This window comes from Actinomycetota bacterium (assembly GCA_040757835.1).
Lineage (GTDB): Bacteria > Actinomycetota > Geothermincolia > Geothermincolales > RBG-13-55-18 > SURF-21.
Map to the genome: position 1 here is coordinate 87,244 of JBFLWJ010000002.1, position 24,347 is coordinate 111,590.

Genomic DNA, 24,347 nt, shown 5'->3' on the forward strand with positions numbered 1-24,347 from the left:
CTGCGGCGGTATGGGCTCGGCCACCTGCGGCGCGGGAGCGGGCGCCTCCACCTCCATCACCGGCGCGGCGAACTCGGGCTGCGGCGCCTGGGCCGCCTCGGGTACGGTCTGCGGCGGTATGGGCTCGGCCACCTGCGGCGCGGGAGCGGGCGCCTCCACCTCCATCACCGGCGCGGCGAACTCGGGCTGCGGCGCCTGGGCCGCCTCGGGTACGGTCTGCGGCGGTATGGGCTCGACGATTCCTGGCTCCGGGGCCTGCGGTCCTATCTCCCCCCCGATACCGGGAACGGCTTCGGGCATCACCTCCGGGGCTTCCGCGAGCTGTCCGAGGAGGTCGATGGGCTCTGGGGTGAGCTCGACCTCCTCCGGCATCCCAGCGGCCACCTCCGGGACCGCCGTTACCTGTTCGGGGGCTTCCGCAAGCTGCTCGAGGAGATCTAGGGGCTCAGGTGCGTGCGCGACCTCTTGCACTTCGGTTCCAATCACCTCCAGCTCCACGCTTTCCAACAACCCTGGAACCGGCTGAACGGGCATATCCGCGGCCGGCACTTCCGGCGCTTCGATAACCTTCTCCAGCTCCTCCAGGGATGTCGGCGCGGCAGGGGCGGGCAAAGGCGATACCGGCGTGGTGTCCTCCTCGTAGGCTTCCAGTATCTCTTTCTCCAGCCCGGAGATCTCGTCTGCGATATCCTGAGGCAATGTGTCCTCGGAGAGTATCTCCTCCTCCAGCGCGGCTATCTCGTCCTCCAGGCTCGATATGTCCAGGGCCGGCGCGCCTTTCTCCACCTCCAGGATCTCCTTCTCCAACTCCTCGATCTCATCCCTGTAGAGCTCCTTAGAGGGTGCTTCCTCCCGCATGTCGAAGAAGGTGTCCGCGGTCTCAACGCGCTGCTCCACCTCATCCCCGGCTGCCATGGCGGCATCTTCGACCAGCACTCTCTCGGCCGCGGGTATATCCTCGAGCATGACGTCATCGAGGATCGAGGCGGCGGAGGTGGCCGCTGCCCTGTCCGTGCCCGGCGACACCGCCGGCTCCGGCTCTTCCACGGGGATCTCGGCCAGCGCCTTCCCCCCGTTCGTCAGGTAGGATTCCTTCATGTCCTCGGGGATGTCCTCCAGCATGACGCTCTCCAGGATGGAGGAGGCTGTAAGCTCTCCTGTTCCATGGCCATCGTCTCCTGCTGCTCCGACCTTCTCCTCCATTTCCTGCGGAGGCAGGCTAACCGTCTTTATGCCCGCGTCCTCGGTCCCGATGCGCTCGAACTCCTCCAGGATCATCTCCAGGCCCGCATCCGCCTGTTCCTCCTGGCCAGCACCGACCTCCGCCACCATATCGCCCGCGGGCTGCACCGGCGCTTCCACTCCCATATCCACGGTTTCGCTTCGGAAAGCTCCTCCCAGGATCTTGCTGGGGTCGATCCGCTCCCTCTCTTGCGGTGCAACGGCGAATTCCTCTTCCGCTTCGGCTTCTACCACTTTCTTCTGCGCGGTCTTCTCGAGGTGGCTCTTCCATTCTTCGGGGATCTCATCGGGCTCCATCTCGGCCGGCAGCTCTTCTCCGGCCAGACTTTCCATCTTTCCGTATTTCTTCTCGAGGTATGCTCGCTTGGCGGCACGGGCCTCCACGCTCTCCTTGGTCATCTTCTCAACGCGATAGTGCGGCGCCCTTTCCGGGGCCTCCGGAACCGTTTTCTCCTCCGTCTCATCCAGGCCTACACCCTCTGGCAGCAGTGAGCTGATCTTCTTCTTCAGCTCCTCGAGTTCCGCTTCCTTGTTGTCGATCTGAAGGACCTCTTCGGCCTCCATGGACTCCTCCATGGCGGCCTCTTTAAGCTCCAGGATGTGCTCTTCCTCTTTCCTTTTCTCCTCTTCCAGGACACGCTGCGCGCCAAGCGGTATAGTCGCCTCAGGCAAAAGGTCTTCCGCGCTTGTCTCCTCCTCCTGCTTTTCTGCCGCGATCTCCTCTTCAGCCGCCACCGCTTCCTCCGCGACCCTGGACGCGGCCTCCTCCGATGCCTCTTCCTCTACCGTGACTTCTTCTTTCTCCTTCTCTTCTTCTTCAGCTTCCACCATCGCCGTCACCGGCGCCTCCTCGACCGCCTCCTCTATGACCTCGATCTCCAGGGCAGACGGTACGAACTCCTCGACCAGGATATCCCCCTCTGGCTCGTCCCCGATCTCGATCTCTACGGCTTCAGCCTCGGCGCCGGCTTGCGCCGGCCCCTCGCTCTCGGGCAGCGTGCGCACCGCCTCCTCTGTCCTTACCGGCGGTCGTCCGTCGTCAGCTAGCACGGTCTCGAGGACCTCCGGGGCTGGTTCTTCCACCGCCAGCTCCGGTCCTTCCGCGCCCAGCTCCGCTTCCTCCACGTACTGTGTCTCAGCCTCCATGCGGTCGAAGACCTCTCCAAGGGCGTCCGCGACCTCCCACGTCTCCCCCTCGACCGCCGGTTCGCCCGCAGCGACCGCCGCGGCCTCCACGGGCGCCTCGCCATCCAGCGGCCCGGGCTCCACGACTTCGGAGATCTCCTCTACGGCGGCCTCCTCGAACGCCACCAGCGTCTCGGCGGGAGGAGCCCCGGCGACAGTCGCCTCCTCAACCTTCTCCAACTCCTCCGCCAACTGTTCCAGGCGATGATCGGCTTGCTGCTCCTCGAGGTCAGGGGTGATGTTCTCGAGCAACCCCGAGCCTATGAGGCCGTAGAGTATCTTGCAGGTGTGCAGGGTGCTCATACCCGTGAGCTCAACTATCTGGCGCACCGTCTTCTCCCCATCGATGTGCGTAAGGACCATCCACTCCTCGGGGGTGAGGCTTATCTGGGCGGCTTCCCTTCCCTGCATCGAGGTCATCTTGAAGATCACGTTGAGGTGGGGGATCTTCTTCTCGATGCGGTTCCATTCATCGAGGCGGCGAGACCCCTCCATGATCAGTTCCTCGGTGCTTATGGAAAGTCCGATATCCTCTTCCGGAAAGACCACGCCCGGCTGGAAATCGAAATCGCCGTCCGTCCAGCGCAGCATCTCGAAAACAGCGTCCTGTATCTGTTCCTCGACGAAGACCTCGAGTTGATCCTTGTTGATGTATCCCATACGGATCAGCAGTTGACCCAGGCGCTGACCGCGTGCCGTGGATTTCTGCATCTCCAGCACCTCGTCGACCTGCGCCTTGGTCACTATTCCGGCATTGAGCAGTTTCAATCCCAGCGATTGCCGTTTCCAGTTGGTTGTGGCGAAGAACACCTCTCCGTTGCGAAAACATATGTAACCCCTGGCCTGTCCACGCGTAAGGTTGAGCGTTCCGTTCTTTTTGCCGAAGTTCAGCAACTGGAACAGGTCCGGGATACTGAAGTCCTTCAGACTACCTTTCAGGGCCATCTTGCATCATCTCTCGTCGTCTTCTCAATCGTATTCTATGCGGAATTCCGCCTTGATGATCTCCGCTATCTTCTTCGCGGCTCCCTTGACATCGTATAGCACCAGCCCCAGCTTGCTGCCTTTACGCACCAGTGCGGTCAGGACCGCGTCTTCACCCGCGGCCATCAGGAACACGTATCCCGAATTCCCTTCGACAAAGACCTGCGCCAGCTCGCCCCTGCCCAGCTCCTCCGAGGTCCTCTCCCCGAGGCTGAGCAGAGCAGCCGACATCGCACCCAACCTGTCTTCCTCCAGGGTATTCGGAAGTACCGAGGCCATCACCAGGCCGTCCATGCTCACCACCGCCGCCGCATCTACTTCGGCAGATCTTGAAACCAGCTCGTTGAGAGCGCTTCTCAACCTCTCCTCCCTAGTCTCCGCCAAGTAACCGACCTCCTACCTGTAACATCGATGCGCCGTGGTCGCGCGGTTTCATTCAAACAGTTTCGCCAACTCCTCCGCGGTGCGCTTCCCCTCCATGAAGACAACGCCCAGCTTCGCCTCCGGCCTGACCAGGAGCGACAAAAGGGCGTCGGGCCCGCAGTGCACCAGCAAGAGGTATCCCTGGTCTCCTTTTATATACACCTGTTCAAGCTCCCCCCGCTTGAGGTCGCGCGCCGCCCTCTCGCCCATGCCGAGAACCGATGCGGAGAGGGCGCCGATCATCTCTTCGTCCGCTTCATCGGAGATGTCCGATGCAAGCGCCATGGCATCAGAGCTGATCAGAACAGCCGCTTCGATCTCCTGCAGGCCGGATCGCAGTTCCCTTAGGATGGAGCTCATCTTTTCAATTCTATCCGAAGCCAATATAACCTCCTGAAAGAATGCCAGGATGCCTTCCTCTTAGGTGGAGGACAACCCTTCTCGCCCCTTTAAAGGGACGTCTCGATCGCGGGAAGATATTTACGGATGTCGTACCTTGCCTTCCCGAGGTTCGCCCCCGAGGGAAGGATGGAGACCAGTATGGCGTCCGCACCGACCGCGCTCATGAGAATGGCGCCCTTCTCGAACTCGAACATCGCCTGGGCCATAGGCCCCTGCGCCAGCTCCAGCCCGATCACTTCCGCAGCGCCAAGGGAACTCGGCGCAATGGCGCCAACGGCCTCCAGCTGGCCGGCATCCTCGCCCGCCGTTTCGATGATAAAGCCGTCTCTTCCCACCACCAGCGCGGCCCGCACCGTTCCGGTGGCGACCAATTCCTCCAGGATTTTTCTGAGATCGGGCAATCCATACCACCTCCTGCCCCAGGGAAAAAGAAGCCTCTCTCCTCTCTTTCCTTCATCAGACCCGTTGACGATCTCTATCTATATACTTAACACACTTATCGACATTACCTCGGCGGGTTTTAATCCCGTTATAGATGTTGCTTGATTATACTAAAGTTAAATCTCGGCTCCAATTGAAAGATATCGTCATTTCCCCACTTTTCTTGACCGGACACGGTGCCTACGTTCAGAACATCCCTCCGCATTTGATCACCGCCCTGATATCCATGGGCCCATGACGTTCTTCCCGCTCCCCGACCTTTACCGCGATGGCATCCGCCCTGCAGTTCGACTCACAACTCAAACAACCGATGCAGCTCTCCTCGTTGAGCACATGGGGGCGGCCATCCTCGCCCCTTTCGTATACCGGGTACTCGGTACTGGAGACCTGTGGACAGACGTCGATGCACTCGAAACATCCTATACACCTCTCGGGGTCAATCCTGATCATAGGCTCCGCCGCTTCCATGTCTTCCATTTTCACCTCTTTCCAGGCTGACGGTTTCCTCCTAGTGGATCCCGCACGGCACGCAAGGAGCGAATGCCCGTATCGCCGTCTCCAGGAAGGTGGCCGCCCTCTCGCTCGCCTCTACCCCTCCCAGGGCATAGTGGGCGCTCTGCTTCACCGCACGCTCCAGACCTTTCAGATTGAACTGCAGGGGTGCGGTGATAGACAGACGCTTGATCAGGCCTTCCTCGTCCAGGACCATTTTATAGACAAGGGTGCCCTCGGGTGCCTCTACCACCCCCACGCCGTTTCCCGCACCAGGATTGACGGGCTGTCTCAGCTCGCCGCTCACGGGCTGGCCGAGGAGGTCCATCATCCGCTCCCAGGCGTGGATCATCTCGAGTATTCTGGCCGCGTGTCCGGTCATGCTGCGGTGCAGTGGAAATCCCCAGTGTGTCTTGACCTCCTGCAGCTCCTCGTCGGCCCGCTCCGTTCCGTATGCACCGTTGACGTTCAGTCGCGCCAGGGGACCGACTCTTACCTCTCCCAGCCCCTCCAGGGTGGCGCTACGGATATGGGAGTGCCGCGAGTCGCTCTCCTCCACTTTTTCCGCCAGCTCCTCCAGCCCGAGTTCTGCCCGGGCATCACCGGCTTCGTCGGTCACGGTGAGAGACGGACCCGTGATGACCATCCCGCTCTCACCCCTGATGGAGAGGCTTGATGTCGCATCTGAACCCAGAGCGTTCACCACCTCCTCGTTCCTTCGCAGCAGCAGTTTGATCAAGCGGCCTGTCTCGATCAGCAGCGGTCCGGCATCCTTGAGCCTGGCGATCAAGGCCTGCCTCGTCTCCCCGGTCATGTCCCGCACCGCCCCTCCGGGAAGGAAGTTGACCGCATGGACCGCCCTGAGGCCGGTCTCGCGCAATACCATGGTGCCCAGGGATTTCAAGTCCATCAGCCTCTTGATGACGTCTTCGTCTACGCGGTTTATGCTGACGATGTTGCGCAATCCCGGGTCTGATGAGGGGAAGAGCAGATCCGGTATGCTGTGTACGGTGAGCGATACGGCGTGCCTTTCGAAAAGCTGCCCCCACATGGAGAGCTCCCGCAACCTCGTCGCCCCCTGCGGGACCGCGACCCCCAGCGCCTTCTCGACCGCCATGGCCGCCGCGACCTGATGGAAGAGGGAGTCCCCCCCGCAGATGCGGGATACGATGGAGCAGAGGTCATCGATATGCGCGCCCCTGGCGATCTGGTCGAAACCTCGGTAACCAAAGGCCTGGAAGCGCGCTTCTTGCGCGGTGCCGGACTCATCCACCACCACTCTCACGCTGGCGTTACCGTTGATCCTGGTCACCGGATCGATCAGGATGTCCGCCATGTCATCACCTTCGATCCCATCCCATCGCCGCCATCGCCCACCCTTCTATTCCCGCTCTCCCAGACGGTACATGTAAGGAGCCGTACCGCCCGGCCTGCGCCGCCTCAACAGGGGCTCCGCGAGACAATACCTGAAAAAGGCGTGAGCGGGGTCCGCGATGGCCTCCTGCACCTCACGCGGGTTCTTGCCCGTCGCCCTAGCCAACCTCCTTATCGTCTCTCCCTGCGGATCCACGGCCCCGCGACAGAGCACGTCGTTGCTGGGCCCCCTGCAACCGCTGCAAGGTATGGCTAACTCGCTCACGCAGTTCGCTCCGCAGCCATCACGGGTCAGCGGCCCCATGCATAGGTACCCCTGTTCCAGAAGACACTTGCCCGCCTGTGGTGCCCCGGCGGTCGTGCGTCGCGGACCCGGCTGGGGCAGGGGAATGCCGGATACATCACACTCGGAGCATACGCTGGAGCCCTCGCGCGAGGGCAACGTACCGGCGAGGGCGAATTCGAGGAAAGTCCTGAACAGACCCAGTGGCGGCGGGCATCCCGGGAGATATGCATCTACCCCTATATACGAGTCCAGGGGAAGCAGGCGGTCTATGAGCTGCGGCTCTCCGTCGAAGGACGCCCCGGCCTCGTAGCGACGGCGCATCAACCTCTCCGCGGAGAACGTATTCGCGAGACCCTGCACCCCTCCATGGCATGCGCAGGTCCCCATGGCCACCACGCGCTCCGCTTTCTCGCGGACCGCCTTGGCCTTGCGGTAATCATCACCGTTGCGAACTGCGCCCTCCACCAGCACCAGCTCCGCTTCGGGCTGTTCCTTGCTGTCCATGATGAAAGGCGCGTGGATGACGTTGTTCTCGTTTATCAGCGTGAAGAGATATTCCTCCAGGCTGAGGAAGACCATCTGGCATCCCAGGCACGAACTGAGGGAAACGATCGCTACCCGCATCGCTCACTCCAGGGTCGTGATCAGCATGACAAGGCAGGCACCGGGCCCCGTATGCTCGGTGCGCAGATCCACCTTGCGCTCGAACATCCTCTGCAGCATGCCTGCCGCATAGCCGTGCACAGTCTGGCAGGCAACGCCCCCCATCTTTACCCCGGCAGCAAGGCAAGCCTCCCGCACCGGGCATTCCTCAAAGAGCAGCCGGATGAACATCTCCTCGACCTCATAGACCCAGTAATCGTCATCTTCCTGGTTCTTCCAGAGAGATACCTTCCATACCCCCTCGCTTCCGGGAAATACCCATTTCAAGGCGCGCTCGATGTCGTCGGTGTTGTCGTAGGCGGCGGCCTCTTTCAAGCCAAGGTCCTTGCCGGCGAAATACATCAACTGGGGGGCCGACCTTCCGGTCACTTCTTCGCCCGCCTGGTTCATTATGCCCAGGGTCTCTGATATCGCGCGTATGCGCTCCCCCAGGACCCCGTTCTCCTCCACCATGGCTCCTTTACCCTCCCGAGAACCTAGCGTGCGATATTGATGTCGAGGGCCGTAACGGCCGGGCCTCGGAGCTGCAGGCAGGCACTTTTTGGGGGCATCCGCATCCTCGGCCGGGTTTCTCACCCCTCTTTCAAGTGATTCTTCGGCCATTTCCCATTAAACATGAACAGCACCCGCCCGGCCACGGCCATCACCGGATAACCCCCGGTGTTTCTCCCGTACAATGCCTATATCCAAAGATATATCAGCTCGGCATCAACAACACGCACGCATAGACATGGCAGGTCATCGCGAGCTCGCCCGGGTGTCGCCTATATAAAAGCACACTGCCCGGGCTCGACCGGACCGGTCCGATAGTATCCATTTGTGCTGCCCCTTGCCCAGCGAGCAAGGTGCTCGGAGGAGCTTGCGACGACGACCAGCCTTGTCGCCGGGCCGGAAAGGCACTACTAGCAGGGACCATTACCCGGCGGCCCGGGCACATCAATCCTGTACCTGCTCCTTTACCCGCAGGAACTCGTCGTAGTCCGAGGTGAAAAAGTGCCCCCCGTCTCCCCTGGCGACAAAATAGAGGTAATCTACCTGCGCGGGATCGAGCACGGCCTGGATGCTGGCCAGCCCCGGGCTGCAGATGGGGGCGGGAGGCAGCCCCTTGTGCAGGTAGGTATTGTACGGCGAGGGCGTCTCCAGGTCCTCCAGGCTGAGGATATCCTTCTGCTCGGGGAGGCAGTACTGCACCGTCGAGCACATCTGCAGCATCATGCCCGCCCGCAAGCGGTTGAAGATCACCGCGGCCACCAGCGGCCTCTCTTCCGGCAGGACCACTTCACGCTCGATGATGGAGGCGGCGATCACTACTTCGTAGGGGGTTAGCCCCAGCTCCTCCGCCCGGCCCCAGCCGAGGCCGGAGGTCTCGGCGTCGAATTGCCGCAGCAACACCTCGATAACACCGTGGGGTGGAGTGTCGGCCTGAAATTCGTAGGTCTTGGGAAAGAGGACCCCCTCGAGGTTGGCCTGGTTCTCGGCGGGGATGATCTCGACGCCGTAGTCACCGCTCTCCGCCGCCGCCACGAACTCCTCCGGACTGAACGCCATGACCTGTGCCATCCTCGCGGCCGTCTGTTCCACCGTCATGCCCTCGGGGATGGTGACACGCACGATGTTGCCGGGGCCCTCTTCGAGCATGGCGAACACTTCTCCGTAGTGCATCCCGGGATAGAACACATACGTGCCCGCCTTGAAATCGCCCTGTCTCCCCTGTATCCAGGCGAGAAAACGGAAGATGCTGGCCGAGGTGATCACCCTCGTGTCGGCGAGCTTGTCCGCTATCTGCGCCGCTGTATCCCCCTCCGCGATGACCACACTTACAGGTTCTTCGCCACGCGACGGGTAGAAGTAATGCACGACCAGCAGGGCGAAGAGGACAAGCAACAGCACGGTGGCGCTGACGATGCCCGCTATGATCCATATTCTCCTGTCTCTGCCGCCATCATCCATCTTCGCGTTCTCTCCGTTCGTCCGCTGCCCCGCCCCGCCTTCTGTATTCGAGATATGACTGGAGGATGATCGCCGCCGCCTCGGCATCCACCTTCCTGCCCTTGAGGGCCCGACCAGCCTCGCGTAATCTTCTCTCGGCTTCCACCGTCGACAACCTCTCGTCCCACAGCACCACCCGCAGCCCCTCCAGGTCTCCCACGGCCTTTACGAAAGCCCGCGTTTGGCGTGCCTGCTCGCCCTCACGTCCACGCGGGGTCAGCGGCAGGCCCACCACCACCACGTCAACCCCTTCGCCGGCTTTCCGCGCGAGGTAATCGCGCATTGCGGCAGGATCATGATCCCGTAATACCTCGAGGGGAGAAGCGCTGATCCCGAGGGGATCGGATATGGCCACCCCAATGCGGCGGCCTCCTATGTCGAGTCCAAGACTACGCATGCCCTCTTTCCAGGCCGGATGTTATCTCGTCCACAAGGGCTGCAAGGGCTTCGGCGGTACGCGCCGTATCGGAGCCTCCGCCAACGGCCATATCCGCCCTGCCACCTCCGCCTCCACCTAAGAGACGTCCCGCCTTCCTCACCAGTTCCACGGCGTCCAGTCCCGCAGCTAAGACTTGTTTGGACAACGCCACCACCAGGTTAGCTTTGCCGCCCTGCACGGCCACTATGCCAACTGCCCCGGCGTCCCGGCCGGACAGCGTCCGCTCGGCCAGGTCGCGCAGGGACTGCGCGTCAAGGCCTTCCATGCTGGCGGTGACGATCTTCACGCCACCCGGTGCCTCCCTCTCCTCCCACGCCGCCCCGCTCCCGGCCAGGGACGCGACCTCCTCGCTGCTGCGTTTCTTCAGGTCCGACTCGAGCTCCTTTACGCGCTGCACCATGCGCTCTATACGCTCTGGCAGGCGGCCCGGCTCTACCTTCAGCGACCTTGCCAGGTCCTCCATAATCTCGCGGCGCTGCCGGAAGAAACCATAGGCTTCCATGCCGGTGACAGCCTCGATCCTGCGCAGGTTTGCACCTATGCCTCCCTCGCTCGTCAAGACCAGCAGGCCTATCTCGCCCGTCCTGCCCACATGTGTGCCGCCACACAGTTCCCTGCTGATCTCGTCGACTTCCACCACACGTACATAGTCCTCGTACTTCTCCCCGAAGAGGGCGACGGCGTTTATACTGGTCGCGTACTCGAAAGTGGTCACATAGGCCCTTACCGGCAGGTCCTCGATCACCTGCCGGTTGGCCAGTTCCTCGACCCTTGCCAGCTCTTCCCTGGAAAGCGGCTGAAAGTGCGCGAAATCGAAGCGCAGCCGTTTGGGGTCGACAAGCGAACCGGCTTGCTTCGCATGCTCGCCCAGCACCTGCCGCAGGGCCCAGTGGATTATATGGGTTGCGGTGTGGTTGCGGCGGATGGCGTCTCGCCGCTCGGTGTCGACATCTGCGTCCACGGTCTGGCCGGTCTCGAGCCTGCCGCTGTCTATGCGGCAGATGTGGGCGATGAGGCCCTGCGCGGGGCGAAGGGTATCCATGACTTCCGCAACCGCCGTCGCCGAGGATATCCTTCCCGTGTCCCCCACCTGCCCACCCATCTCCCCATAGAACGGGGTCTGGTCGAGGAAGACCTCCACCTCCTCGCCCTGCGAGGCCGCTCCCACAGCGCGGCCGTCTCTCACCATGGCCGCCACGGTGGCCTTGCCGCTGGTGGTCTCGTAGCCGGTGAAGCCGCTCTCGCCGTAGTTATCGAGGATCTCCGAGTATATCTCCTGTACCAGGGCCCCGTAACCTTCCTCCACCCGTGCTGCCCGCGCCCTCTCCCTCTGCTCTTCCATGAGGGCTTCGAACCCGGCTTCGTCCAGTCCCAAGCCGCGTTCCCGGGCCAGCTCGCGGGTGAGGTCCAGCGGAAAACCCAGGGTGTCGTGGAGGTGAAAGGCCACTTCGCCCGGTAGAACGCCGCCGCCCCGTCCCTCGAGGTCTTCCACCGCCTCCTCGAGGTAGACCAGGCCGCTGCGGAGGGTCTGGGAGAAACGCTCCTCCTCGCTGCGCACGATGGAGGTTATGAACGCGCTGTTCTGTTTGAGGTCCGCGTAAGCTCCGCCCATGGTCTCCACTACCACCTCGACCATACGGGGCAGAAAGATGTCGCCGATGCCCAGCAGCCGGCCGTGCCTGACCGCGCGCCTGATCAGGCGCCGCAGGATATAGCCGCGGTCCTCATTGGAGGGGAGCACGCCGTCTCCCACCAGGAAAGTGAGCGCGCGGGAGTGGTCGGCGACTATCTTCAGGGAGATGTCGCTCTCACCTCCCTGGCCATACTCCACGCCGCTCAGCTCCGCGACGGCACGCAGGATAGCGGCCAGCGTGTCGGTCTCGAAGTTGTTGGTGGCCCCCTGCAGCACCGATGCCAGGCGTTCCAGGCCCAGTCCGGTGTCTATGTTCTTGGACGGCAGCGGGGTCAATTGCCCCGCTTCGTCGCGGTTGAACTGCATGAAAACGAGGTTCCACAGCTCCAGATAGCGGTCACAGTCGCAGCCCGGACTGCACTCCGGCTTTCCGCACCCGAACTCCGGCCCCTGGTCGTAGAGGATCTCGGAACAGGGTCCGCAGGGTCCCGTTGCCCCCATGTCCCAGAAATTGTCGTCCGCGCCCAGGCGGACCAGGCGCTCCTCCGGGATGCCCACCACGTCACGCCATATCTCGTAGGCCTCGTCGTCCTCCTCGAAGACGGAGCAGTACATGCGGGCCGGCTCCAGCCCCACGACCGTAGTGAGGAACTCCCATCCCCACGGTATCGCGTCCGCCTTGTAATAGTCGCCGAAGCTGAAGTTGCCCAACATCTCGAAGAAGGTGAGATGGCGGGCCGTATGCCCCACCCTCTCGATATCGGTGGTACGCACGCACTTCTGGCATGTGGTAGCGCGGGCGAAATCAGGTTTCACGTTCCCCAGGAAATATGGTTTAAACTGCACCATGCCCGCGTTGGTGACCAGTAGAGTCGGGTCGTCGGGTATGAGCGACGAGCTCTTGACCATACGGTGGCCTCTTTCCTGGAAGAAGTCCAGGAAACCGGCCCTGATCTCGTCACTTCTCAAGGTCTACCCTCCCACTCCGTGATCGTCCCGCCTCTGCCGTCAACCGTTTGTGCGCAAGGTACTGGCGCGCAGTATCCAGAGGATAAACGAAGGGCCACCGGCCTATTCGCGCTCGCTACCTCCCGCGGGCTCGCCTCTGTCCTTACCTGCCGGCGCAATGCCCAAGGCCTTCTGCACTCCCAACCCCAGGCTTACCACCCTCACCAGAGGAGAAGTTATCAGGGACTGCGCGGTCTGGGTCATATGGTTTGCCCGCGCGGCGACCTTTTCCACCGACTTGAGCACTCCATCCACGTAGCCCATCTCGTTATTAATATGGTCCATAGTGGTCTGGATCCTGCCCATGAGCGGCAGGGCTTCCTTGCGGATATCGTCGAGGATCCCGTTGGTGATGGCCATGGTCCTCGCGAGCTTCAACACCACGATGACCAGGGCCAGCATCAATACCGCGAATGAAACCGCGCAGACCAGCGCCGCGACGTTCCCCATCCCCTCAAGCCCTCCTATATCCCGTTCCTATCATCGCCGCGCCTGGATAGATAGTCATCTATGGCTGCCCGGATACCCTCGGCCGCAAGATTGGAGCAGTGTAGTTTCTCCTCCGGCAGACCGTCGAGGGCGTCCGCCACCTGCTGGTCCGTGATGAGCATGGCCTCCTCCAGCGTCTTTCCCTTCACCATTTCCGTGCCCATACTCCCGGAGGCCACCGCGGCCCCACACCCGAAGGTCTTGTACTTGATGTCTTCGAGACGCCCTTCCGAGACCCTGATATAGACCTCCATCACGTCTCCACAGACCTCGCTGCCGACCTTTCCGACCCCGTCTGGTTCGGGGATCTCCCCAACGTTGCGCGGGTTCTGAAAATGCTCTATGACCTTGTCGGAATACATACATTTCTCCTGAATATGCTGGTATTTACAACGTTTTCGAGGATAGCACCCGCTCTTCCGGGGTGTCAAATGGACACGTCATCTGGGTTCTGTGCGCTCTTTCCACCTCTCCACCAGGCCCTTCTCCTCGCCTCCATCGCCGGGTGAGTAGAACTCGCTCCTCTCCAGGCCCTCCGGAAGGTAGCGCTGGGGGACGAAATTCCCCGGGTGATCGTGGGGATATAGATAACCCGATCCATGGCCCAGGGCCTTGGCGCCCCGGTAGCTGGAATCCCTCAGATGAGCGGGAACAGGGGGAGTCTGACCTCTCTCGACCTCGGCGGTCGCGGCACCGATGGCTCTGATCGCCGAGTTGCTCTTGGGGGCCAGCGCCAGGTAGAGCGCCGCATGGGCCAGGTTGAGCCGGCATTCCGGCATTCCGACGAACTCCACCGCCCGTGCCGCCGCGTCTGCGACCACGAGGGCATTGCTGTCCGCCAGGCCGATGTCTTCCGAGGCCAGGATGACCATGCGCCGCGCTATGAACCTCGGGTCCTCTCCAGCATAGAGCATGCGGGCCAGCCAATACACCGTCGCATGAGGATCAGATCCGCGCATGGACTTGATGAAGGCGGAGACGGTATCGTAATGGCTGTCTCCGGACTTGTCGTAGAGCAGCGCCTTACGCTGGGCGGCCTCCTCCGCCGTGACGAGGTTCACCCGTCTCTTCCCCCCCACATCAACGGCCAGCAGCGCGGCAGCTTCCAGGGTGTTCAGGGCTACCCGCGCATCCCCTCCCGCCATACCCACGATATGTTCGAGGGCTTCTTCCTCGACCATCAGCTCCAGCCCAGCCAGCCCCCTCTCGCTGTCCGTGAGAGCCCTCTCCACGACCAGGCGGATATCCTCCTCGCTGAGGGGGGCGAGCCGGAAGATCTTGGACCGCGAAACCAGGGCCGAGTTCACCTCGAAATAGGGGTTCTCCGTGGTTGCCCCGATGAGCACGATGGTGCCCAGTTCTACGGCCGGCAACAGGGCGTCCTGCTGCGCCTTGTTGAAACGGTGGATCTCGTCGATGAAGAGGATGGTACGGCGCCCCTCCATACCCAGCCGGTCCTCTGCCTCCGAGATGATCTTCCGTACCTCCGCAACCCCGCTGGTCACCGCGGAGATCTGCTGGAAATGGGCCTGGGACAGGTTGGCGACGATGGCGGCCAGGGTGGTCTTTCCGGAGCCGGGAGGTCCCCAGAATATCGCCGTCTGCAGCCGGTCCTCCTCGATGGCCCGCCGCAGATAGGTACCCTCGCCCACCACCGCGTCCTGGCCTATGAACTCCTCCAGGTCACGCGGGCGCATGCGCATGGCGAGGGGCGCCTCTCTGCGCTGGATATCCTCCCGAGCTGCTTCGAAGAGGTCCAAAGCGATGCCTTCCTCCTGTGCAGACAGCCTGCGCATCCATTATATGCCGTGATGATGATATGATGATCATAGAAAATGGGCTCCACCTTGCCGTCAACGCCGTTACCATGAACCTGCGTCCTCGCAGGTGGGCACCTACCTCCGGTCTCCGCAGTCCCCAACCCGGGTTCGGGGCGTTGCGTCCACCCTCGGAAAACGGTTCCCAAGATCGAAGTGTTGGCTCAACGATAACCCACGGCGCAAAACGCACAAGGTCGGGCCCGAAACATCTGTCCTTGACACCATGTTATCACAGTGCGCCAAAGATGAGGTTACTCTGACCAGCCCGAAATGTCATGGTGTTCGGGCGGCCTTTCGTCTGCATGACCACGAGCCCGAGAACTACCAGGTCGGGCGCGGCGGCCAAACGTGCGTCGATCGTAGCCAATAAGGGGTTGCCCTTCCGGGCGTCGCCTATAGGAAACCTCCCAGCCCGAGATCGCCGCGATGACCGCCGCCTTCGTCTGTGCAGGCACTTGCCCAGCGAGCAAGGTGCTCGGAGGAGTCTTGCGACGACGACCAGCCTTGTCGCCGGGCCGGATATGCAGCGGCGAAGATCGTCGCCGGCGATCTCGGGCTAATCCCTGAAGCTCATGGTCAGCTCGTACACCCCGGCGGTGACCGATCTCTCGATATCGAAACCGGCCTGCTCGAAGACGTGCATCATGGGCTTGTTCTCGGCCAGGACCTCTGCCGTGAACCCGTGCAGCCCCTGCCTCTTGGCGAGCTGTGTGAGATAGGAGAGGAGCTCGGTCCCGATACCCTGGTTCTGGTACTCGTCCCTTACCACGAAGGCTACCTCCGCGTGGTGAGTGCCGGGGTTGACGCTGTACTGCCCCACGCCCGCCAGCATCTCCCTGTCCTCTCCGGCGATCATCGCAAGGATGACGATCTCTCTGGTGTAGTCTATGACAACGAAGTCCTGCAGGCGGTCATGGGGCATGTCCTGTCGGGTCGACACGAACCTGCGGTAGAGGCTCTTGTCCGACAGGGAATAGAAGAAGTCCTTGAGCAGGGGCTCGTCGCTTATCTTCACCGGCCTGAACAGCACCTCTACCCCTCCGCCCGTGGTGCGGTAGATCTCCAGGTCCTCCGGGTATTCTCCTGCCTCACCGGGTATGAACGCCTGGTCAATATAGATCATCTTGTTGAGTTTGGCCTCCCCGATCAGCCACGGCCTGAACTTGGGGTGGGCGATGGCGATGAGTTCCATGGCCCTCTCCCGCACGTTCTTGCCGTGGAGGTAGGCGATGCCGTATTCGGTGACCACGTAGTGGACGTCTCCGCGGTTCAGGGTCACCCCTGCCCCCTCCCTGATCATGGGAAGTATCCTCGATACCTCTCCGTGCTCTGCGGTGGAGGGCAGCGCCAGGATGCTCATGCCTCCGGGCGCCAGTACCGCCCCGCGCATGAAGTCGGCCTGTCCGCCTATCCCGCTGTAAAACACCCTGCCAAGCGATTCCGCGGAGGCCTGTCCGGTGAGGTCTATTTCCAACGCGCTGTTGATGGCGACCATGTTCCTCTGCTGGGCTATGATGAGTGGGTTATTGGTATAGTCGATGGTCCTGAACTCGATGCTCGGATTGTCGTCGAGGAAGGCGTAGGTGTCCTGCGACCCCATGCTGAAGGTGGCCACCGTCTTGCCACGGTCGATGGTCTTGCGGGTATTGTCGATGACCCCCTTCTTTATGAGGTTGACGATGCCGTCGCTCACCAGCTCCGTGTGCACGCCCAGGTGTCTCTTGTCCTCCAGGTTGGCGAGGATGGCGTTGGGGATGCTGCCGTAACCGACCTGGATGGTGTCTCCGTCCTCAACCAGCCGCGCGACGTACTTCCCGATCTGGTCCGCCAGCTCGTCCGATATAACCGGCTGGTACTCGAGGAGCGGTTCGTCGTGGACCAGCATGTAATCCACGTCCTCGATATGGATGAAGGTGTCTCCGTGGACACGGGGCATATAGGCGTTCACCTGGGCGATGACCAGTGAGGCCTTCTCCACGGCCGCCTTGGTGATATCCACGCTCACTCCGAGGCTCAAATAGCCATTGCGGTCCGGGGGCGAGGTCTGCACGAGAGCCACATCGATGGGTATCAGCTCTTTCTGGAAGAGGTCCGGCACCTGGGAGAGGAAGATCGGCGTATAATCCGCCAGGCCCTCGTTCACCGCGCCCCTGGTGTTGTCCCCGATGAAAAAGGAGTTGTGGCGGAAGTTGCGCTGGAACTTGTCGTCGGCGTACGGTGCCACCCCCAGGGTCCAGACGTGAAACACCTCGACGTCGAACATGGCCTTGGGGTTCTTCGCCACGTATTCGGCCAGGGAACTGACCAGGTGCTGGGGCTCGCCGCAGCCGGTACCGATAAAGAGATGCGCTCCCCGTGGTATATGCTCGAAGATTCGGTTCTCGGGCAAGAGCTTATCCGGGTAGCGTTCCTGCATCTCCGCTAATAAGCGTTGGATCCTCTCCATCTCGGTTCTCCCTCTTCATGCTCCGCCTAATGGATGGCAGGCGACTTGGTCTCTGGCTACGACTACTGCCTCGAGGGGCGCCAGCTTCAACGCTCCGGGTGCGATACCATTCTATCAGTATAATTCCCATATAGAGATGGAGACAGCGGGACATGGTATGGCGGGGGATCGCTTGTCGTTATGTCCATGGAAAAGCGGCCGGGGCGGGTTCCCGCCTTCCGGCCGCTCTTATATTCCAGCGGCTATCTATGCGTTCCGCTCGTCAAAGGTCCTCCGGCCTCTTGTAGGCCTCCTTTTCCCCCATCGGCCAGATGGGAAGTATGGTCCTGCCGTACATCTCGTTCAGCAGTTCTGCCATGGCCAGGTAGAGGGCGGCAAAACCGGTGCAGATACCGAGGATACCCGCAACGACCATCAGTCCCTCTCCAGCCTTGATCTCCGCCCAGTTGCAGATAGCCAGCAGAACGAAGAGCGCGGTGAGAGTGATGAAGATGAACTGCAGGACGCGGTTCACCTTGAAGGTCCCCACCGTCATGAACGCTGTGAAGACTCCCCACAGCAGCAGGTACCAGGCCAGGCCCTGTGTATGCACGAGCACGCCCCAGGCCAGCGGCCCGCTTGCTAGGACCGCGAAGACCAGGCTGATCCAGAAGGTACCATAAGCGATGAATGCTGCGGTACCGAAGCTGTTGCCCTTCCTGAACTCCATAATGCCCGCGAAAACCTGGGCCAGTCCGCCCACGAACAGCCCAAGTCCCATGATGGCGGTGTCGAAACCATCGATGATGCCCACGTTGTGCAGGTTGAGCAGCATCGTGGTGAGCCCGAAGCACGTAAGCCCCAGGACCGCCGGATTGGCCAACTTGACGTCATCTGCCATCTCTCACTCTCCTTTTCTCCCTACCTTGCTTTAACCGATGCCTTTATTTGCCTGTCAGTTCCTTGTTGCCGTCGATGAGAGAATCCACCACCGAGGGGTCGGCCAGGGTGCTGGTGTCGCCCAGGGTGTCCGAGGTGCCCTCGGCGATCTTGCGCAGGATCCTGCGCATGATCTTCCCGCTACGCGTCTTGGGAAGCGCGGGCGTGAAGTGGATGACGTCCGGGGTGGCGATAGGCCCGATCTCCTTGCGGGTGTGAGCCACCAGCGCCTTGCGTACCTCGTCCTCGTCCAGCCCCTCGTACTCCGCCTTGAGGGTGACGTAGGCGTATATGCCCTGGCCCTTGATGTCGTGGGGCATGCCCACCACGGCCGCCTCGGAGACGTACTCGTGGCTGACGAGCGCGCTCTCCACCTCGGCGGTCCCGATGCGGTGCCCGGAGACGTTGATGACGTCGTCGATGCGCCCCTGCAGCCAGTAGAAGCCGTCCGCGTCCTTCCGGCATCCGTCACCGGTCACGTACAGTCCGGGGAACATGGTCCAGTAGGTGTTTATGAACAGCTCGTGGTTGCCGTAGACTGTGCGCATCATGCCCGGCCAAGGCTTGCGGATACAGAGAAAGCCGCTGTCGTCGGCCTCGACCTCCTTGCCGTCCTGGTTGAGGATCACCGGGTCCACGCCGAAGAAGGGAAAGCTGGCGGAACCAGGCTTCATGGGGGTGGCTCCCGCCAGGGGAGTGATGAGTATGCCACCGGTCTCCGTCTGCCACCAGGTGTCCATGACGGGGCACCTTCCTTTGCCTATATGGTCGTAGTACCACAACCACACTTCGGGGTTGATGGGCTCACCCACCGTGCCCAGGACCCTCAGGGAGGAGAGGTCGGCCGTCCTGGTCCAGTCCTCGCCCTCCCTCATGAGGGAGCGGATGACCGTGGGAGCGGTATAGAAGACGGTCACCTTGTGCTTCTCCACCACCTTCCAAAAGCGGTCGGGCTCGGGATAGGTGGGCACGCCCTCGAACATGACCTCGGTGAAGCCGTTTGCCAGGGGACCGTAGACGATATAGCTGTGTCCGGTCACCCACCCGATATCCGCCGTGCACCACCAGATGTCGTTCTCGTGGATGTCAAAGATCCATTTCAGCGAGAGCGAGGTGTGGAGCAGGTATCCCGCGGTGGTGTGCAGCACGCCCTTGGGTTTGCCGGTGCTGCCGCTGGTGTAGAGGATGAACAACGGGTCCTCGGAGTCCATCTCCTCGGGAGGGCAGTCGGCGGTGATGTCGGCGGCGGCCAGCTCCTCGTGCCACCAGTGGTCGCGTCCGGAGACCATGTCCACATCGCCATCACCGTGCTTGACCACGAAAACGTTCTCGACACCAGGGCACTCCTCGAGGGATGCATCGGCGCTCTTCTTCAGGGGCACGGTCTTGCCGCTGCGGAAACCGACGTCGGCACAGACCAAGCTCTTACAGTCGCTGTCCAGGATGCGGTCCCGGAGGGCGTCGGAAGAGAACCCGCCGAAGACCACGCTGTGGATGGCCCCGATGCGGGTGCACGCAAGCATGGCGATGGGGAGTTCCGGGATCATGGGGAGGTAGATGCATACACGGTCACCCTTCCTGATACCGTATTTCTTCAGTACGTTGGCGAACTTGCTGACCTCATCCAGCAGCTGCCCGTAGGTGTAAATCCTGCCTTCGCCGGGTTCGTCAGGCTCCCATATGATGGCCACTCTGTCGGCCTTGCCAGCGTCGACGTGGCGGTCCAGGCAGTTGTAGGATACGTTGATCTTTCCGCCGGCGAACCACTCGCACTTGCACTCCTTGGGGTCCCAGTTATAGACACTGTCCCATTTCTTGTACCAGGCCAGGGTCTCGGCCATCTCGCTCCAGAAAGCGTCGGTGTCCTCGACGGAGCGCTTGTGCATCTCCCGGTATTCTTCCATGCTCTTGATATAGGCGTTTTTGCTAAGTTCTTCCGGCGGGTAGAGGATGGTTCTCTTGTCGGCTTCCTGCCCATCATGGTGCGTCATTTGCTGTCTCCTTTCATCAAAAAGGGGTGACCTCTCCCGGTCCCCCTCCCCTGGTCCAGATGTAGTGCGAAATTTTTCATCCAGCGAAGGATTATAACATAATCGCTGGGGTTCATGTAAATATTTTTCGGATGCCCGAAATATTGTCGCGTCAAGCGTTAGGGTCGCTCACAAGAGGAGCTTCCGCCGCGCTTCCTCAACGAAAGTCCTGGGAGTAGAAGTCCCGCCCAGGATAGCCAGTTTCCTGACGCCCGCGAGGCTGGACACGTCCAGCTCTTCGGCGGTCTCCACCTTGAGGGTGGGGGTGCCGGTCGCCTCGCATATCTTGCGCAGGAACTCGGTGTTCGAGCTGTTCCTGCCGCCCATGACCAGGACGAAATCGTTGGCCAGGGCCAGCTGCAAGGCCTCGGTCTGGCGGGCCAGGGTGTTGCGGCACAGGGTGTTGATGAGTTTTATCTCCAGCACTTCACGGATGAGCTCGGGCACCTCGTTAATGAGCCCGTCGATGAGGCTGCGGAAGGTGAGGAGGTCCACGGTGGTCTGGGCGATGAGCCCCACCTTGCGCACTCTGCGGGTGTTGTGCTCCCACCAATGCCTCAGCTCGTGGGAGTCCCTTATGACCGCGGCCTCCCCGTTGATGTGACCGAGGATGGCCTTGACCTCCGGATGTCCGACATCGCCGATGATGAACAGCTTGTAGCCCTCCCCCGCCAGCCGCATGGCCGCCTTCTGGGCCTTCTTCACCGTGGGGCAGGTGGCGTCGACCAGGTTCGCACCCCTCTCCCTCAGGAACTCCGATAGCTTGGGGGGGATACCGTGGGACCTGATGACCACGCTGCTCCCTGCCAGGTAGTAGTCCTGCAGTTCCTCGGTATCCTCGGGGAGTATCTCCAGGCCCTCTTCTTCAAGCTCCTTGACCACTTGGGGGTTGTGGATGATGGGGCCCAGGGTATAGACCTTTCCCTCGGCTTTCTCGAGCGTCTCTCCGGCTATCTTGATAGCCCTTCTCACCCCCGGGCAGAAGCCGGTATATCTCGCTATGGTCACCTCCATGGCCACCCCTGTTCCCCGCATACCTTATATGGGCCGCAGCCGCAGCTCTTTGAGCTGATCGGGATAGACGGCATCCGGAGCGCCACTCAGAAGGTCGGCCCCCGACTGGGTCTTCGGGAAGGCGATGACGTCCCGTATGGAGTCCCTGCCGGCCATGAGCATGACGATGCGGTCCAGGCCGTAGGCGATGCCGCCGTGGGGCGGCGGGCCATAGCGCAGCGCCTCCAACAGGAAGCCAAACTTCTCCTGCGCCTCCTGCTGCGAAAGCCCCAGGATGCGGAAGACGCGGTCCTGCACCTCGGCATCGTGGATCCTGATGCTGCCGCCACCCAGCTCGATGCCGTTTAGCACCATGTCGTAGGAGTCGGAGTTCACCTCCAGGGGCCTCTCTTCCAGGAAGTCCAGGCAGTCGCGGGAGGGAGAGGTGAAAGGGTGATGGTTGCTCTTGTATCTCTTCTCTTCTCCGTCCCACTCGAAGAGAGGGAAATCGGTTACCCACACGAGCGAGAACCTCTCCTGCGGCGGGGGGGCAAAGCGCCGTGCGCAATAGTCCCTCAAGCCGGCCAGGACCTGGCCGATCTCGCCGGCGCCGGCCGCCATCAGCAGGACCTGCCCCTCCTCCATACTGGCCTCGCGCAGCAGTCCTTCCATCTCCCCGGCGGTCAAGTACTTGGCCACCGGGGAGCGAAGTCCCTCGGCCTCTCGCACCATCCATATCAGTCCCGATGCGCCGAGGCGCTGGGCCTCCTCCACCAGACCGTCCAGCTCACGGCGGGGCGGAGATGCCAGACCGTCCACCTTGAAGCCGCGCACCCTTCCACCGCCCTCCAGGGCGGTACGGAAGACCTTGAACTCGCTCCGCGCGAAGACGGCGGAGAAGTCGCGTATCTCCATGCCGTAGCGCGTATCGGGACGGTCGCTGCCGTAGCGGTCCATGGCCTCATGCCAGGTCATGCGGGGGATCGGCAGGCCCAGTTCGGTGCCCAGTGTCTCGCGGAAGAGGTGCGCGAACATCTCGTCCATCAGGTTCATGATATCGTCCGGCTCCACGAAGGACATCTCCAGGTCTATCTGGGTGAACTCGAGCTGGCGGTCGGCACGCATGTCCTCGTCGCGGAAGCAGCGCGCGATCTGGTAGTAGCGGTCGAGTCCGGCCACCATTAACAGCTGCTTGAAGAGCTGCGGAGATTGCGGGAGGGCATAGAAGCTGCCCGGTTGCAACCGCGAGGGCACCACGAAGTCGCGGGCCCCCTCGGGAGTGCTCTTAGTGAGGATGGGGGTCTCGATCTCTAGAAAACCCCGGGCGGCCAGGTATCTGCGCACCTCCCCCGTTACCCGGCTGCGCATGATGAGGGCATCACGCAGGTCTGGCCGCCGGATATCGAGATAGCGGTAACGCAGGCGCAGAGCCTCGTCCACGTCCGAGTCCTCCTCGATCTCGAAGGGCGGAGTGACGGAGGTGGTGATGACGGCCAGCTCCTCCGCCAGGACCTCTACCTCCCCCGTGGGGAGCTTGGGGTTTACCGACTCCTCTGGGCGAGCCCTGACCGCGCCACGGCAGGAGAGCACGTACTCTCCGCGCACTTCTCCCGCGGCTTTATGGGCCTGCTCACTCAGGACCGGGTTGCAGACCACCTGCACCAGCCCGCTCACATCACGCAGGTCGATGAAGATCACCCCGCCGTGATCGCGCCGCCTCTGCACCCATCCGTTGAGGACCACTTCCTTTCCCACGTCGCCCGCCCTCAACTCTCCGCAGTATCGCGTGCGCTTTTCCCAGTCATTCTTTGCCATATTATCCCATTCCTCAGGTGCCTGGGCCCGCCAGGCGCTCTCTTACCCTCTCCAGTAACTCCTCGGCCCGCACGCGCTCCTGGGCGGCGGCGCGCATGTCCCGCAGGGTGTAGAACCCGCCATCCAGTTCATCGTCACCGATGATAACGCTGCAGGCGAACCCGCCGCGGTCGGCCTCGCGCATCTGCGCTTTTGGACTGCGCCGCAGGTGGTCGAGGTCGGCACGCAGTCCACCCTCACGCAGCTCCTGTACGACCGTGAAGGCCTTTTCCCTGGCCCTTTCCCCTATGGCCATGACGAACACGCCGCCATCGTCGCTCTCCTCTAGCCGCGGGCCCGCCAGCATCACCCGTTCCAAGCCGATGGAGAACCCCGTCGCCGGGGTCGGCCTTCCCCCCAGCTCCTCCACCAGGCCGTCGTACCTGCCCCCCGCCGCCAGGGTGTTCTGCCCGCCCAGCCTCGGGTCCTGGAACTCGAATACGGTGCGGGTGTAATAATCGAGCCCCCGTACCAGGCGACCGTCTCGCCGATAAGGAAGCGACACCGCTCCCAGGAGGCCCTCCACCTCGCCCTGGTGCTCACGGCATGCCCCGCAGAGGAATCCCTCCAGGCCCGGCGCTCCCGCGATGACCTCCGCGCAGCCCTCAACCTTGCAGTCCAGCACCCGCAGGGGGTTCTCCTCCTCCCGTCGAGCACAGTCACCGCACAGGAGGTCCCTCCGCTCCCGCAGGTATTCCCGCAATGCCTTTACGTAAACGGGACGGCACTCGGCGTCGCCCACGCTGTTCACGACCAGGTCCACTGCAATGCCCAGGGCGCGGAAGAACGCGGCGCAGAGGACGATCACCTCCGCGTCGGCGCCGGGATAGGGCGAGCCGATTAGTTCCACCCCCAACTGGCTGAACTGGCGGTAGCGCCCCGCCTGCGGGCGCTCGTGCCTGAACATGGGCCCCTGGTAGTATAGTTTCACCGGCAGTCCAGCCGCTTCCAGGTGGTGCTGGGTGAAGGCGCGCGCCACTCCGGCCGTGGCCTCAGGCCTCAGGGTGAGGCTGCGGCCGCCCTTGTCGGTGAAGGTGAACATCTCTTTCTGGACGATGTCCGTACCCAGACCGATACCGCGCGAGAAGACTTCCGTGTACTCCATGATGGGGAGGATGATCTCGCGGTAGCCGTAGGTGCGGAAGAGCGCAGTCCCGACCTCCGCCACGCTGCGCCAGCCGTCGCTGTCTGGCGGCAGTATGTCCGTGGTTCCCTTGGGGGCCTGGATATCCAATC

General features: G+C 62.2%; 20 protein-coding genes. All 20 read right to left on the reverse strand.

From position 1 onward, the window contains the following. A partial coding sequence (locus tag AB1384_02685; protein ID MEW6553176.1) for a DUF4388 domain-containing protein occupies positions 1 to 3,372 on the reverse strand: 3,372 nt, incomplete at its 3' end. Between the two features lie 24 nt (positions 3,373 to 3,396). Then, a complete protein-coding gene (locus tag AB1384_02690) occupies positions 3,397 to 3,795 on the reverse strand; it encodes a roadblock/LC7 domain-containing protein (protein ID MEW6553177.1) in 399 nt (132 codons plus the stop codon). A 48-nt stretch (positions 3,796 to 3,843) separates the two neighbouring features. Continuing rightward, positions 3,844 to 4,218 carry a roadblock/LC7 domain-containing protein gene (locus tag AB1384_02695; GenBank protein ID MEW6553178.1) on the reverse strand — a complete coding sequence of 125 codons (375 nt, stop codon included), beginning with the start codon at positions 4,216 to 4,218 and terminating at the stop codon, positions 3,844 to 3,846. A gap of 65 nt (positions 4,219 to 4,283) precedes the next feature. Beyond that, positions 4,284 to 4,637, reverse strand: a complete 354-nt coding sequence (locus AB1384_02700) for a roadblock/LC7 domain-containing protein (GenBank protein ID MEW6553179.1) — start codon at positions 4,635 to 4,637, stop codon at positions 4,284 to 4,286. 226 nt (positions 4,638 to 4,863) lie between these two features. Beyond that, the gene (locus tag AB1384_02705; GenBank protein ID MEW6553180.1) at positions 4,864 to 5,154 is read right to left on the reverse strand and encodes a ferredoxin family protein; all 291 of its coding nucleotides are present in this window, start codon (positions 5,152 to 5,154) and stop codon (positions 4,864 to 4,866) included. Between the two features lie 31 nt (positions 5,155 to 5,185). Next, complete coding sequence (locus AB1384_02710; protein ID MEW6553181.1) at positions 5,186 to 6,505, reverse strand: Ni/Fe hydrogenase subunit alpha; 1,320 nt, start codon at positions 6,503 to 6,505, stop codon at positions 5,186 to 5,188. Positions 6,506 to 6,550: 45 nt separating this feature from the next. Further along, entirely contained in the window at positions 6,551 to 7,453 is a 903-nt protein-coding gene (locus AB1384_02715) for a hypothetical protein (GenBank protein MEW6553182.1), read from the reverse strand. Between the two features lie 3 nt (positions 7,454 to 7,456). Continuing rightward, positions 7,457 to 7,945, reverse strand: a complete 489-nt coding sequence (locus tag AB1384_02720; protein MEW6553183.1) for a hypothetical protein — start codon at positions 7,943 to 7,945, stop codon at positions 7,457 to 7,459. Positions 7,946 to 8,428: 483 nt separating this feature from the next. Continuing rightward, a complete protein-coding gene (gene mltG, locus AB1384_02725; GenBank protein ID MEW6553184.1) occupies positions 8,429 to 9,442 on the reverse strand; it encodes an endolytic transglycosylase MltG in 1,014 nt (337 codons plus the stop codon). After that, positions 9,435 to 9,878, reverse strand: coding sequence for a Holliday junction resolvase RuvX (gene ruvX / locus AB1384_02730; protein ID MEW6553185.1), 444 nt, complete (start codon positions 9,876 to 9,878; stop codon positions 9,435 to 9,437). The genes mltG and ruvX overlap by 8 nt, the downstream gene beginning before the upstream one ends. Continuing rightward, the gene (gene alaS, locus AB1384_02735; protein MEW6553186.1) at positions 9,871 to 12,522 is read right to left on the reverse strand and encodes an alanine--tRNA ligase; all 2,652 of its coding nucleotides are present in this window, start codon (positions 12,520 to 12,522) and stop codon (positions 9,871 to 9,873) included. Before alaS ends, ruvX begins: the two co-directional genes overlap by 8 nt. 102 nt (positions 12,523 to 12,624) lie before the next feature. Next, a complete protein-coding gene (locus tag AB1384_02740; GenBank protein ID MEW6553187.1) occupies positions 12,625 to 13,011 on the reverse strand; it encodes a DUF948 domain-containing protein in 387 nt (128 codons plus the stop codon). A gap of 14 nt (positions 13,012 to 13,025) precedes the next feature. Then, complete coding sequence (gene nifU, locus AB1384_02745) at positions 13,026 to 13,412, reverse strand: Fe-S cluster assembly scaffold protein NifU (protein MEW6553188.1); 387 nt, start codon at positions 13,410 to 13,412, stop codon at positions 13,026 to 13,028. A 78-nt stretch (positions 13,413 to 13,490) separates the two neighbouring features. Beyond that, positions 13,491 to 14,810 (reverse strand): replication-associated recombination protein A, encoded by a 1,320-nt coding sequence (locus tag AB1384_02750; protein ID MEW6553189.1) that lies wholly within the window; start codon positions 14,808 to 14,810, stop codon positions 13,491 to 13,493. 616 nt (positions 14,811 to 15,426) lie between these two features. Continuing rightward, complete coding sequence (locus tag AB1384_02755; GenBank protein ID MEW6553190.1) at positions 15,427 to 17,316, reverse strand: GNAT family N-acetyltransferase; 1,890 nt, start codon at positions 17,314 to 17,316, stop codon at positions 15,427 to 15,429. A 262-nt stretch (positions 17,317 to 17,578) separates the two neighbouring features. After that, positions 17,579 to 18,196: an acetate uptake transporter gene (locus AB1384_02760; GenBank protein ID MEW6553191.1), complete on the reverse strand. Its 618-nt coding sequence runs from the start codon at positions 18,194 to 18,196 to the stop codon at positions 17,579 to 17,581. 43 nt (positions 18,197 to 18,239) lie between these two features. After that, positions 18,240 to 20,225 (reverse strand): acetate--CoA ligase, encoded by a 1,986-nt coding sequence (acs, locus tag AB1384_02765; GenBank protein ID MEW6553192.1) that lies wholly within the window; start codon positions 20,223 to 20,225, stop codon positions 18,240 to 18,242. Positions 20,226 to 20,393: 168 nt separating this feature from the next. Further along, positions 20,394 to 21,278, reverse strand: coding sequence for a 4-hydroxy-3-methylbut-2-enyl diphosphate reductase (gene ispH, locus AB1384_02770; GenBank protein MEW6553193.1), 885 nt, complete (start codon positions 21,276 to 21,278; stop codon positions 20,394 to 20,396). Between the two features lie 24 nt (positions 21,279 to 21,302). Next, on the reverse strand, positions 21,303 to 23,072 hold the full coding sequence (gene aspS, locus AB1384_02775) for an aspartate--tRNA ligase (protein MEW6553194.1): 1,770 nt from the start codon (positions 23,070 to 23,072) through the stop codon (positions 21,303 to 21,305). 13 nt (positions 23,073 to 23,085) lie between these two features. Then, positions 23,086 to 24,345: a histidine--tRNA ligase gene (gene hisS / locus AB1384_02780; GenBank protein MEW6553195.1), complete on the reverse strand. Its 1,260-nt coding sequence runs from the start codon at positions 24,343 to 24,345 to the stop codon at positions 23,086 to 23,088. Positions 24,346 to 24,347: the final 2 nt, after the last annotated feature.

Bases quoted from the DNA above. Each gene is read 5' to 3' on its own strand.
- AB1384_02760 (MEW6553191.1), bottom strand. From the start codon at position 18,196: ATGGCAGATGACGTCAAGTTGGCCAATCCGGCGGTCCTGGGGCTTACG.
- AB1384_02715 (MEW6553182.1), bottom strand. From the start codon at position 7,453: ATGCGGGTAGCGATCGTTTCCCTCAGTTCGTGCCTGGGATGCCAGATG.
- AB1384_02705 (MEW6553180.1), bottom strand. From the start codon at position 5,154: ATGGAAGACATGGAAGCGGCGGAGCCTATGATCAGGATTGACCCCGAG.
- ispH (MEW6553193.1), bottom strand. From the start codon at position 21,278: ATGGAGGTGACCATAGCGAGATATACCGGCTTCTGCCCGGGGGTGAGA.
- AB1384_02710 (MEW6553181.1), bottom strand. From the start codon at position 6,505: ATGGCGGACATCCTGATCGATCCGGTGACCAGGATCAACGGTAACGCC.
- AB1384_02755 (MEW6553190.1), bottom strand. From the start codon at position 17,316: ATGGAGAGGATCCAACGCTTATTAGCGGAGATGCAGGAACGCTACCCG.
- AB1384_02740 (MEW6553187.1), bottom strand. From the start codon at position 13,011: ATGGGGAACGTCGCGGCGCTGGTCTGCGCGGTTTCATTCGCGGTATTG.
- AB1384_02720 (MEW6553183.1), bottom strand. From the start codon at position 7,945: ATGGTGGAGGAGAACGGGGTCCTGGGGGAGCGCATACGCGCGATATCA.
- ruvX (MEW6553185.1), bottom strand. From the start codon at position 9,878: ATGCGTAGTCTTGGACTCGACATAGGAGGCCGCCGCATTGGGGTGGCC.
- mltG (MEW6553184.1), bottom strand. From the start codon at position 9,442: ATGGATGATGGCGGCAGAGACAGGAGAATATGGATCATAGCGGGCATC.
- nifU (MEW6553188.1), bottom strand. From the start codon at position 13,412: ATGTATTCCGACAAGGTCATAGAGCATTTTCAGAACCCGCGCAACGTT.
- aspS (MEW6553194.1), bottom strand. From the start codon at position 23,072: ATGGCAAAGAATGACTGGGAAAAGCGCACGCGATACTGCGGAGAGTTG.
- acs (MEW6553192.1), bottom strand. From the start codon at position 20,225: ATGACGCACCATGATGGGCAGGAAGCCGACAAGAGAACCATCCTCTAC.